Origin of the sequence: Streptococcus sp. HMSC068F04, assembly GCF_001837455.1 — a bacterium.
In the GTDB taxonomy this organism is placed as follows: Bacteria; Bacillota; Bacilli; order Lactobacillales; family Streptococcaceae; genus Streptococcus; species Streptococcus salivarius_D.
The window spans coordinates 15,761-28,177 of sequence record NZ_KV832491.1 but is presented as its reverse complement, the minus strand read 5'-3'; the positions used below and the strand labels follow the sequence as shown (position 1 = coordinate 28,177).

General features: G+C 39.4%; 13 protein-coding genes. All 13 read left to right on the top strand.

Annotation, left to right across the window (positions count from 1 at the left end):
- The first annotated feature begins 6 nt into the window (after positions 1–6).
- The 13 genes from HMPREF2571_RS05685 (at position 7) to HMPREF2571_RS05625 (ending at position 12,364) form a co-directional block, all read left to right on the top strand.
- Positions 7–414: a hypothetical protein gene (locus tag HMPREF2571_RS05685; RefSeq protein WP_013990480.1), complete on the top strand. Its 408-nt coding sequence runs from the start codon at positions 7–9 to the stop codon at positions 412–414.
- Between the two features lie 109 nt (positions 415–523).
- Complete coding sequence (locus HMPREF2571_RS05680; protein ID WP_070847406.1) at positions 524–1,723, top strand: MFS transporter; 1,200 nt, start codon at positions 524–526, stop codon at positions 1,721–1,723.
- Positions 1,724–2,075: 352 nt separating this feature from the next.
- Positions 2,076–2,456 carry a RidA family protein gene (locus HMPREF2571_RS05675; protein ID WP_002891112.1) on the top strand — a complete coding sequence of 127 codons (381 nt, stop codon included), beginning with the start codon at positions 2,076–2,078 and terminating at the stop codon, positions 2,454–2,456.
- Positions 2,457–2,630: 174 nt separating this feature from the next.
- Complete coding sequence (gene queC / locus HMPREF2571_RS05670) at positions 2,631–3,284, top strand: 7-cyano-7-deazaguanine synthase QueC (RefSeq protein ID WP_070847403.1); 654 nt, start codon at positions 2,631–2,633, stop codon at positions 3,282–3,284.
- Positions 3,284–3,727 (top strand): 6-carboxytetrahydropterin synthase QueD, encoded by a 444-nt coding sequence (gene queD, locus HMPREF2571_RS05665; RefSeq protein WP_013990482.1) that lies wholly within the window; start codon positions 3,284–3,286, stop codon positions 3,725–3,727. The genes queC and queD overlap by 1 nt, the downstream gene beginning before the upstream one ends.
- On the top strand, positions 3,720–4,436 hold the full coding sequence (queE, locus tag HMPREF2571_RS05660; RefSeq protein WP_013990483.1) for a 7-carboxy-7-deazaguanine synthase QueE: 717 nt from the start codon (positions 3,720–3,722) through the stop codon (positions 4,434–4,436). Before queD ends, queE begins: the two co-directional genes overlap by 8 nt.
- A 122-nt stretch (positions 4,437–4,558) precedes the next feature.
- On the top strand, positions 4,559–5,050 hold the full coding sequence (gene queF / locus HMPREF2571_RS05655) for a preQ(1) synthase (RefSeq protein ID WP_003097375.1): 492 nt from the start codon (positions 4,559–4,561) through the stop codon (positions 5,048–5,050).
- A gap of 257 nt (positions 5,051–5,307) precedes the next feature.
- The gene (locus HMPREF2571_RS05650; protein WP_070847401.1) at positions 5,308–7,302 is read left to right on the top strand and encodes a CAP domain-containing protein; all 1,995 of its coding nucleotides are present in this window, start codon (positions 5,308–5,310) and stop codon (positions 7,300–7,302) included.
- Between the two features lie 126 nt (positions 7,303–7,428).
- Entirely contained in the window at positions 7,429–8,199 is a 771-nt protein-coding gene (locus tag HMPREF2571_RS05645; RefSeq protein ID WP_070847398.1) for a DUF1003 domain-containing protein, read from the top strand.
- Complete coding sequence (rapZ, locus tag HMPREF2571_RS05640) at positions 8,180–9,070, top strand: RNase adapter RapZ (protein ID WP_013990486.1); 891 nt, start codon at positions 8,180–8,182, stop codon at positions 9,068–9,070. Before HMPREF2571_RS05645 ends, rapZ begins: the two co-directional genes overlap by 20 nt.
- Complete coding sequence (locus tag HMPREF2571_RS05635; RefSeq protein ID WP_004182414.1) at positions 9,067–10,041, top strand: YvcK family protein; 975 nt, start codon at positions 9,067–9,069, stop codon at positions 10,039–10,041. Before rapZ ends, HMPREF2571_RS05635 begins: the two co-directional genes overlap by 4 nt.
- Positions 10,038–10,949 (top strand): DNA-binding protein WhiA, encoded by a 912-nt coding sequence (whiA, locus tag HMPREF2571_RS05630; protein ID WP_002891101.1) that lies wholly within the window; start codon positions 10,038–10,040, stop codon positions 10,947–10,949. The genes HMPREF2571_RS05635 and whiA overlap by 4 nt, the downstream gene beginning before the upstream one ends.
- Before the next feature lie 17 nt (positions 10,950–10,966).
- Positions 10,967–12,364 (top strand): C69 family dipeptidase, encoded by a 1,398-nt coding sequence (locus tag HMPREF2571_RS05625; RefSeq protein ID WP_013990487.1) that lies wholly within the window; start codon positions 10,967–10,969, stop codon positions 12,362–12,364.
- Positions 12,365–12,417 lie beyond the last annotated feature (53 nt).

Genomic DNA, 12,417 nt, shown 5'->3' with positions numbered 1-12,417 from the left:
AAAAGTATGAAAAGATGGTTACTTGGTCTTTTGGCCTTACTTTGTATGGTTTCAATGGTAGCTTGCATCAAGTCTGCTCCCTCACTAGAGGGTGAATGGCATGCACAAGATGCCTTAAAGAAGGATTATGCGATTGTTTTCAAGAAAGATAAGGTCAAGATTGGTGAGCAGGATTATAACTATACAGTGGATGGTCCCAAGTCTAAAGATGACTTTACCTATTATTCGCTTAAAGTAAAAGATCAGGGAAAAGAAACGTCTTATACAGTATTTTTCCCAACTAAATCCAAAGAGGTTGCTCTCTTTTTAGAACCAAATGATGAGAAAGAGCCCCTTAAGGGTCAAATGCTCTTTGCACTTAATAAAAAAGAGAAACCAGACTACTATAGCTATGTTAAAAAGTATATGAAATAAAAACGCCAACTGGCGTTTTTACTTTAAATTAAGGAGGTGAGGAAAATGTAGGCAACTCTAAGTAAGTCTTTTAGAAACAATCAAATTACATATTGAAAGTGAGAAAACGATGTTTAAAAGAACTTACAAAGGCAATATTCCACTTCTAGCAGGACTGGAATTCACATCTTATTTTGGAATCACCAGTTTTTGGATTTTATTTTTCATTCAGAATGGTCTTTCCTTACTTCAAATCGGTTTACTAGAAAGTATCTTTCATGGGACAAGTCTCTTGTGTGAGATTCCATCAGGTATGTTGGCCGATCGGTTTAGCTACAAGACCAATCTCTATTTGGCTCGCTTGGCCAGTACTGGATCCTCTGTCTTGATCTTACTTGGTCAGGGAAATTTTTGGATCTATGCGATTGCCATGATGGTCAATGCTTGGTCTTACAATTTTGACTCGGGGAGCAGTACGGCTTTCTTATATGATTCAGCAGTTGAAGCAGGTCAAAAGGACCGCTATCTTCAGATTTCTAGCTTTTTGTCTGGTGTGGCAGAAGTCACCCGAACTCTAGGTACAGTTGTTGCTGGTTTCTTTGTTCACGGAGCCTTGGCCTGGACCTATCATATTGCGATTGGCCTTTCATTAGTTTCCATTCTCTTGATTTTTCTGATGAAGGAGCCAGAAACTAAGAGTGATGAAAGAGATCGCTTAACCTTAAAACGGATATTGGTGGTGGTGAAACAAGAATGGCAGGAGAAACCGGTCTTATTTTACTGGATGCTCACCTATCAACTGCTAGGAACCATCATGTGTATGTTTTATTTTTACTACCAACAGAAAATCAGTGACCTAGCCAGTTGGCAAGTATCGCTCATCATGCTTGTTGGTAGTCTCTTAAATCTTCTAGCTGTTTATCTAGCTAGTCAAATCGGGAAAAAATGGAATAGCAATCAAGTCTTTCCAATTCTGGTTGCGCTGACAGGGTTGGCCTTGCTGTTGGTATGGTTGAGAACTCCATTCGCCTATCTAAGTGTTTATCTCTTGACCAATGCACTTTATGCGGTTTATCAACCCATTTACTACAATGATTTACAAGGCTATTTACCATCCAGTGTACGGGCAACCATGCTGAGCATCAATTCGATGATGTTTAGTCTATCCATGATTGTCATCTTCCCACTGACGGGTTGGTTCATCGATAGTTATGGATTTGTAGTAGTCTTTATCATCCTGGGCCTTGTAACGCTATTCTCTTTCCCTCTCTTACTGATTGGATTGTGGAAAATGGGCAAGATAATAAATAAAGGGACAAAGATGGATTAATATTCCAGACTTTTATTAGTCTACATAAGTTTAAATTGGATAATAGCATCTTGCTTAACAAAATCCGAACGAACTCTCTCTGCTGTGCAGGGAGAGTTTTTTTATCTGATAAATTGTGGTAAAGTAGGCACATCCTTTACAATAAGAATCGAGTCGTGTGAAATCTTTAGGCCAAATGCTCTTTGCACTTAATAAAAAAGAAAAACCAGACTACTATAGCTATGTTAAAAAGTATCTGAAATAGTAGGAGAAGGATTAGCCTAGCGCTGATTCTTTTCTTTTTGGAATTATATGTTTCAATTTTCAGAATATTTTGTTATAATAGCAACATATTAGTCAAAGGAGAACTATCATGGCAAAAACTATTCATACTGATAAAGCACCAGCAGCAATCGGACCTTATGTTCAAGGTAAAATCGTAGGCAACCTTTTGTTTGCTTCTGGTCAAGTACCATTGTCACCAGAAACAGGTGAAATCATTGGTGAAACAATTCAAGAACAGACAGAACAAGTTCTTAAAAATGTTGGTGCTATTTTGGCAGAAGCAGGAACTGACTTTGATCACGTTGTTAAAACAACTTGCTTCCTAAGTGACATTAACGATTTCGTTCCATTTAACGAAGTGTATGCAACTGCCTTTACATCTGATTTCCCAGCACGTTCTGCGGTAGAAGTGGCACGCTTGCCAAAAGATGTTAAAATCGAAATCGAAGTTATTGCTGAGATTGATTAATGAAGAGAGCCTTGGCTCTTTTCTTTTTTTCTCAACTATGATAGACTATTAAAGATAAATCATTTTCGATGTTTGGGAGACACCATCGCTAAAAAAAACCATTACTGGCGTTTTTTTGGCTCCCCCAAGGGGCCTTTTTATGTGTCTCAGACATCACGAATAAAGAGGAATATTATGAAACGTCAATCAGCTTTGGTCGTCTTTAGTGGCGGTCAAGATTCTACTACTTGCCTATTTTGGGCTCTAAAACATTATGAAACAGTTGAATTAGTTACTTTTGCTTATGGTCAACGTCATAGCTTAGAAATTGAAGTAGCTAAAGAGATTGCGCAAGAACAAGGGCTTAACCACCATGTTTTGGACATGTCTTTGCTTGGTCAAATCACTGAAAATGCCTTAACATCTGATATTGAGATTGAGGCAGAAGAAGGTGAAGTTCCTAATACCTTTGTGGACGGGCGTAATCATCTTTTCCTTTCTTTTGCAGCTGTTCTAGCCAAGCAACGTGGTATTACTGATATTGTTACGGGTGTTTGTGAGACAGACTTTTCTGGTTATCCAGACTGTCGTGATGTTTTTGTCAAATCGCTTAATGTCACACTTAATCTAGCCATGGCCTATGATTTTGTTATCCAAACCCCACTCATGTGGTTAGATAAGTCTGAGACTTGGGCTTTGGCTGACCAACTTGGAGCTTTTGACTATGTTCGTGAGAAAACGCTGACTTGCTATAACGGTATTATTGGAACTGGTTGTGGGGAATGCCCTGCCTGCCACTTGCGTCAAAAAGGGCTTGAAAAATATCTAGCAGAAAGAGGAGAAGCTTAATGTTCTTTGCACCGAAAGAAATCAAAAAAGAAACAGGTGAGTCCTTGGTTTACAATCCTCATCGTACAATGGTTTCTAAAGAATTTACTTTTGATGCTGCCCACCATCTCTTTAATTATGAAGGCAAATGCAAATCGCTTCATGGTCATACCTACCATCTTCAGATTGCAGTAAGTGGCTACTTGGATGAGCGTGGCATGACCTTCGATTTTGGTGATCTAAAGAGCATTTATAAGGACCATTTGGAACCTCACTTAGATCACCGTTATCTCAATGAGACATTGCCTTATATGAATACAACTGCGGAAAATATGGTTTTCTGGATTTTCCAGATGACGAGTCAACATCTGCCTGAGGAGAGAGGACTTCGTTTGGAATATGTGCGTCTTTATGAGACGCCAACAGCCTTTGCAGAGTTTAGACGGGAGTGGTTGGATGACTAGAGAACGTGTACTCAAACTACCAGTGCTTGAAATTTTTGGACCGACTTTTCAAGGAGAAGGTCGAGCTATCGGTCAAAAGACAATGTTTGTAAGGACAGCAGGATGTGATTACCATTGTGATTGGTGTGATTCTGCCTTCACTTGGGATGGGTCAGAGAAGCCAACACGTATGACATCTGATGAAGTTATTGAAGCTTTGGATGCGCTAGGAACTTACGACTATGTTACTCTTTCTGGAGGGAACCCAGCTCTTTTAGCGGCAAATATGGCTGAACTCGTTTCAAAACTCAAGGCTAGAGGAGTGACTTTGGCCGTTGAAACTCAGGGTTCTCGCTGGCAGGAGTGGCTCAAGGATATAGATCAAGTAACCTTAAGTCCTAAACCACCATCATCCAAGATGGAAGTCAATATGGAAACCCTTGACTTTATTGTTTCACAACTTGATCCTGATAAAGTTACCTTCAAGGTTCCTGTTTTTGACGATGATGATTTAGCCTTTGCTAAAATGATTCAGGAACGTTATCAACCAGATGTTATGTTTCTTTCGGCTGGTAATCCTGAACCGAAAGCAGAAGGTAATATCGTCCAACATCAGTTAGATCGCCTCAAAGAGCTCTGGGAGACAGTAGCTGCTGACGACTCGTGGGGCAATGTGCGTGTTCTCCCTCAGCTGCATACCCTACTCTATGATAATGAGCGCGGAGTCTAATCTTCACATTCTATAAGCTTAGAATTGATAGTATTTTTACTTTTTTAATGATTAACATTAGAAATTTAGATTAAAAATTGACCATATAAAGGTCTAGAAAAATTAACAACAAAGGAAGAAAAATGTCACAACAAGAAGAAATGAAAAACCTCACTCTCCTTGGTAATAAGGAGACACCTTATATTTTTGAATACTCTCCACAAGTCTTGGAGTCTTTTGATAATCGTCATACTGATAATGATTACTTTATCAAATTCAACTGTCCAGAATTTACATCACTTTGTCCTATTACTGGGCAACCTGATTTTGCTAGCATCTATATTTCTTATATTCCAGACCAGCTCTGCGTTGAGTCGAAATCTCTAAAGCTTTACCTATTTAGTTACCGTAATCACGGAGACTTCCATGAAAACTGTATTAATACCATTGGTAAAGATTTGGTGGAGCTTTTGAACCCTCGTTACTTGGAAGTTTGGGGTAAATTTACACCTCGTGGTGGTATTTCGATTGACCCTTATTATAATTACGGTCGTCCAGAAACTAAGTATGAAAAGATGGCCGAGCAACGTCTCTTTAATCACGATCTTTACCCAGAAAATATTGATAATCGTTAATGTTACGCTAAAAGTCCTTATACAAATAGAGGGCTTTTTTTGTTTAAACACTTGCCTTTAAGCCCTAAAAGAGGTCCGCCTAACCGTGTTTCACAAAGAAAGTTAGGTCTTTGTTAGTCTTCTATTGGTTTAGTCTGAGAAACTTCTATTATTAAAATAATTTGACAATAGAAGTTTTATTTCTTACAATTAAAGTGTAAATGGAAATGTAAGCGATTGCTTATAAAAGGTATATTTTTTTAAAAGGGGAAAAGACAATGAGAAAGAGTTTACGATTATTTTCATGTGCTGTCCTAGGGGCAGCTATTTTAGCACCAACGGTAGTTGGCAACAATCATGCACAGGCCGATAGTTATTATGGCCGAGGTTACTATAACAACTATTATCCAAACTATGGTTATAACTACGGCTACAATGGCTATTATCCAGGCTATAATTACAATTATGGCTATAACTACGGTTACAATAATTACTATCCAAACTATAACTATGGCTATAATTATAACTATAATTATGGCTATAACAACTATAATCCTGGTTACAACAACTACAACGAATCAGGTACTTACCGCTATAGCAATGGCTATTTGTACTACATCTTGAGTGATGGTAGCTACTATGTTAACTATAACGGTCGTTGGGTTCGTGGTGGTGACTATAATAACAACAATAGTGGTTCTAACAATACACCAACGACAGGTTATGAGGTTTTGAGAAATGACCCTCACTACCGTTATGAAAATGGTACTCACTATTATTTGAAAGATAATGGCGATTATTACTATTATTCAAATGGTAAGTGGGTACTTGTTAAGGCTTCAAGCACAGATTCTGAAGCTCCAACAACTTCAACAGTAGATTCAACGTCATTAGCAAGCTCAGAAGCACCATCAACCGTAGGTTCAACTTCATCTGCAAGTTCAGAAGCGGCCTCAACCGTTGCCTCAACTTCATCTGCAAGTTCAGAAGGGGCCTCAACAGTAGATTCAACCTCAGTGGGTAGCTCAGAAGGAGCCTCAACAGTAGATTCAACTTCAGCGGGTAGCTCAGAAGGAGCCTCAACAGTAGATTCAACCTCAGTGGGTAGCTCAGAAGGAGCCTCAACAGTAGATTCAACTTCAGTGGGTAGCTCAGAAGGAGCTTCAACAGTAGATTCAACTTCAGCGGGCAGCTCAGAAGGGGCTTCAACAGTAGATTCAACTTCAGAAGCAGTATCGACTGGTAACTCAAGCTCTGCTGTAACGTCTGAATCTTCTTCAGCAGCAACTTCAGAGACAGGTTCAACATCAGAAACAAGTTCTGAAGCTCCTGAACTTGAAAAACCACCATATGCGCCTGAAACAAACATTGACTATGATAAGTTGCCAAAACCAACATTGCCACCAACAGATTATCGTATGTACTCAGATCCACGATTTGTAGATGACAACGGTACATATTATTACCGTGTGGCTATGACTGATGAAGAAAATGCGCGTGGTATCGATGGTTACTACAAATGGGTTGATGGAAAGTGGAAACTCTACAATGCTACTGCCAATGATGACCCTGAGCTTGATCCAGAATTCCATAAACCAGCAGGAAACGACGAATACATGTACGATGATAACGCTTCAAGTGTTAAATTGTATTCTGAAAATGTCGTTGGTACTGGTAAAGCAGGTGAAGCTTTGCCATTCCAAAATGTGGATGAATTCAAAGATTATGTTATCAAGAATCTTGCTCCAAAATTCTTAGATAATTCTGGTTGGGATTGTAATGTCACTTGGGAAATTGAAGATGTTGATAACTTCAATGCTTCTAAAGGCAGTGCTTGGGCACGTGATTATGTGATTACAGCCAACCTTAAGAGTGGTGTTGATGACAAAGATTATAAAGACGTTGAATTTGGTTATGTTAAATTTGTTTATCATGTAGAACCAACTGAAAACTCTGATTATGTTGAAGTGGACTCAGCTAAGGCTGCTTTTAATGAAATCAATGCTCAACGTACAGCTGCTGGTTTACCAGCACTTACATGGTCTGATGATTTATACAATAGCACAACTCTTCCACATGCCAAAGATATTTCACACACTTACAACAGTGATGGTATTGTTTACCGTCGTGAATCTGATGGTTCAGTTGTAGCCAATAAATGGTTGAGTAGTGGTATTCGTGAACTTCTCATGAGTCCAGATGCTACTCAAGCAGCAGTAGCTTGTGTTGTCGCTGGTGACGGTACTTACTACTGGACTTTAAATTACCAATAAGAAGAGTTTAAATTAATTGTCCCAATAATGGAGGAGTCTGAGGTTAGTCTTGGACTCTTTTCCTTTATCTATTGAACGTTTAAGCTTTCAATATGGTATAATAGAGCCTAGAAAGAAGGCGAAAATATGCAGGTTAAGAGAGTTCAGGATTATATCTCTAAAGAGTGGTTCGATGAAACCGATGGTTCCTATTTCGAACGTCTAAATAGTCGTTTGCAGGTGCTTTTGAAAAAAGATTACCCTGATTTAAGAGGACATGATTTTATTAGTAATATCAGTCTTTTGGATTATAGGTTAGTTTTTCTTGATGAAGTTATTGCTAATGCTAATGAGAAAAACGAACATGTTCGGGAAACCGTTCACGATGTGACCAAGAGTTTATTGTACGAGGATCAAGACATCCAAGAACAATTGGATAGTAGGATCACTTTTGGTCAAAAAGTAGCGGATGAAGTGGCCCGATTTGGTGGATCTTGGACTTTTATCTTGTCATTCGTTGCTTTTATGGCTATTTGGATGGGGCTTAATGTTGTTCAACCTTTTGGGATTGCCTTTGATAAGTATCCATTTATTCTGTTGAATCTGGCCTTGTCCACTTTAGCGGCCGTTCAGGCACCATTGATTATGATGAGTCAGAATCGAGCATCGGATTACGACCGTTTACAAGCGCGTAACGACTATCACGTCAATACCCAGTCTAAGGAAGAAATTCGACTTCTTCATGAAAAAATTGACCACTTGGTTCAACAAGACCAATCAGATCTTCTGACAATTCAAAAATTGCAGACAGAAATGATTATGGGGGTTAGCCAACAAGTTGAGAAGATGTCAGACGATATTCGTGCCTTGAAAGAAGAAAGACTAGAAAGGGAGTCTCATGGGAACGAAAAAAATTAATTTAGTTGTTGTAACAGGGATGAGTGGTGCAGGTAAGACTGTGGCCATTCAATCCTTTGAGGATATTGGATACTTCACCATTGATAATATGCCACCTTCTTTGGTACCTAAGGTTATCGAATTGGTAAAACATAGTGAAGAGACAGATAAGATTGCTCTTGTCATTGATATGCGCAGTCGCTTGTTCTTCGATGAGATCAACGATATTCTGGATAAATTGGAAAGCAATGAGGAACTTAATTTCAAGATTCTATTCTTGGATGCCACGGATGGTGAATTGGTTTCTCGTTATAAAGAGACACGTCGTAGTCACCCACTGGCGGCAGATGGCCGTGTTTTGGATGGCATCAAGCTAGAGCGTGAGCTTTTGTCACCGCTTAAGAGTTTGAGTCAGAACGTGGTTGATACGACAGAATTAACTCCACGCCAGCTGCGTAAGGCTATTTCTGAACAGTTCTCATCTGAACAAGACCAATCTTCTTTCCGTATTGAAGTTGTGAGTTTTGGTTTTAAATATGGATTGCCATTGGATGCAGATTTGGTTTTTGATGTTCGTTTCTTGCCAAATCCTTATTATGATCCTGCACTTCGTAACCTCACAGGTTTGGATAAAGAGGTTTTTGATTATGTCATGAACCATAAGGAATCAGAAGAGTTTTACAATCATTTGACACAGCTTATTAAACCAATCTTGCCTGGCTACAAAAAAGAAGGTAAGTCTGTTCTCACTATTGCTGTTGGGTGTACAGGTGGTCAGCACCGTAGTGTAGCTTTTGCACATCGTCTGGCCCAAGATTTAAAAAATGATTGGACAGTCAATGAAACACATCGTGATAAGGATCGACGTAAGGAGACAGTGAATCGTTCATGAGAAAACCAAGAATTACAGTAATAGGTGGGGGAACTGGTATCCCAGTCATTCTTCGTAGTTTGCGTTATAAGGATGTTGATATCACTGCTGTGGTAACTGTAGCTGATGATGGAGGTTCTTCAGGAGATTTGCGTGATATCATGCAACTGACACCTCCAGGCGATTTGCGTAATGTTTTGGTAGCTATGAGTGATATGCCTAAACTTTATGAAAGAGTTTTTCAATATCGTTTTGATAAAACCGATGGTGCTTTGGCTGGTCATCCACTCGGAAACCTAATCATCGCTGGAATTTCAGAGATGCAGGGCTCTACCTATAATGCCATGCAGCTTCTGACGAAGTTTTTCCACGTTACAGGCAAAATTTATCCTGCTAGTGAGACAGCCTTGACGCTTCATGCCGTTTTTCAAGATGGCCATGAAGTAGCAGGTGAGAGTAGTATTGCCCAGTACGATGGCATGATTGAACGCGTTTATGTGACCAATACCTATAATGATGAAGAGCCTAAGGCCAGTCGTAAGGTTGTTGATGCTATTATGAATAGTGATATGATTGTTTTAGGTCCTGGATCTCTTTATACATCGATTTTGCCCAACCTAGTTATACCAGAGATTCGTCAGGCTCTTATCGAGACCAAGGCTGATGTCACTTACATTTGTAATATTATGACTCAGTACGGAGAAACTGAACAATTCTCAGATGCCGACCATGTGGCTGTTCTTAATCGTCATCTTGGCTCTGATGTGATTGACAATGTCTTAGTTAACATCAAGAAAGTGCCTAAGGAATACATGGCTAGTAATAAATTTGATGAATACCTTGTTCAGGTTGAGCATGATTTTGAGGGCTTACGTCGTGAAGCAAAAACAGTTGTGTCTTCTAATTTTCTGCGACTTGAAAATGGTGGTGCCTTCCACCATGGTGACTTGGTAGTGGATGAGCTCATGCATCTAGTGAGGAACAAGTCATGAGTTTCACGATTAAGGTTAAGGAAGAGATAATTGCTGCTTCAAGCAAAGACAAGGCTGAATTGTCAGCATTGATTAAGATGTCTGGTTCAGTTGGATTGACCAATCAAGGTTTGACTCTTTCCATCTCAACAGAAAATGCAAAGATTGCACGACATATCTACCAATTAATGGAAAGTCGTTATCAGAGTAATCCTGAATTGAGACATCACAACAAGACCAATCTCAAGAAAAATCGTGTTTACACGGTTTTTGTCGCTGACCATGTCAATGATATTTTGTCCGATTTACAATTGGCGGATTCTTTCTTTGGCTTTGAAACAGGCATTGAAACATCAGTAATGGAAGATGACGAAGCTGGAAGATCCTATTTACGAGGCGCTTTTTTGGCAACCGGAACGGTACGTGATCCTGAAAAGGGACGTTATCAATTAGAAATTTTTTCCGTTTACCAAGACCACGCAGAGGATTTAGCTTCTCTCATGAAAAAATTTATGCTCGATGCTAAGGTTTTGAGTCATAAAAATGGTTTTGTGACCTATCTTCAAAAAGCTGAGGATATTATGGATTTCCTCCTTGTTATTGGCGCAATGAACTCTAAGGATGTCTTCGAAGAGGTCAAAATTATGCGAGAAACCAGAAATGATCTGAATCGTGCCAATAATGCGGAGACAGCCAATATTGCTAGAACGATTAGTGCTAGCATGAAAACAATTAATAATATTATCAAGATTATGGATACGGTTGGCTTGGAGATTTTACCGGTGGAGCTGCGCCAAATTGCCCAACTCCGTATTGCCAACCCAGATTACTCTATCCAGCAGATCGCAGATAGTATAGAACCTCCTCTGACCAAGAGTGGTGTTAACCATCGTCTCAGAAAAATCAATAAGATTGCGGACGATTTGTAAGTAGAAAGGAAGCTTTTATGGCTTGTACAACGATTTTAGTAGGTAAGAAAGCCTCATATGACGGCTCTACCATGATTGCACGTACTGAGGATTCTCAATCAGGCGTTTTTACGCCCAAAGAATTTCTCGTCGTGACCCCTGAAGACCAACCGCGTCATTACCAGTCTGTGCTTAGCAATTTTTCAATTGATTTGCCAGATAATCCTCTACGTTATACCTCTGTCCCAGATGCGCTTGGGAAAGACGGTATTTGGGGTGAAGCTGGTATTAACTCAGCTAATGTTGCTATGAGTGCAACAGAAACAATCACGACCAATGCGCGTGTTCTCGGCGCTGATCCTCTTGTTAAAGGTGGTTTTGGAGAAGAGGATATGTTGACTTTGGTCTTGCCATATATCAAGACGGCGCGTGAAGGTGTCCTTCGTTTGGGACAACTCCTTGAAACTTACGGAACTTACGAGTCTAATGGGATTGCTTTTTCAGACACTGAAGAAATTTGGTGGTTGGAAACAATTGGTGGTCACCATTGGATTGCAAGACGTGTTCCAGACGATGCCTATGTAACTAACCCAAACCAACTTGGTATCGATCACTATGAGTTTGAAAATCCAGACGACTATCTTGCCTCACCAGACATTCGAAACTTCATTAATAAACATCACCTAGATTTGACTTATTCTAATGAACACTTTAATCCACGTTATGCTTTTGGTAGCCAACGAGATAAGGATCGTCATTATAATACACCACGTGCCTGGGCTATGCAGAAATTTTTGAACCCAGAAAAAGACTATGATCCAAAATCATTCTTTATTCCATGGTGCCAAAAACCATACCGTAAAATTACAGTTGAAGATGTTAAATACGTTTTGAGTCTTCATTACCAAGATACACCTTATGACCCTTATGGACCTCAAGGAGATGCGGTAAGTCAACGCCAATTCCGTCCAATCGGTATTAACCGTACTAGTCAAACAGCTCTCTTGCAAATGCGTCCTAACAAACCATCAGAAACAACTGGTATTCAGTGGTTAGCCTATGGATCAATGCCATTTGGTACAATGGTGCCATTCTGGACTCAGGTCGGAACAACACCTGCTTATTTCCGTCAAACAACTGATAAAGTAGATACAGGTAATTTCTACTGGAGTAATCGCTTGATTGCTGCTATCTGTGATCCTCATTTCCAACAGCATGAAGCTGATTTAGATGCCTATGTAGAAACAACTATGGCTCTTGGCCATGCCATGATTAATCATGTTGATACCGCTTTGGCTAATGATGAAAGTATTGATTTTGAAGCAGAAAATCAAAAAATTAGTGATAAGATTCAGTCAGAAACAGATAAACTATTGGCAAAAGTCTTAGATGATGCAAGTAATTTGATGACCAATCGTTTTTCTATGAGTGATTAAAGTCATCAAAAAAGCCTTTCCATAAAATTGGAAAGGTTTTTTAGTATTCTAAA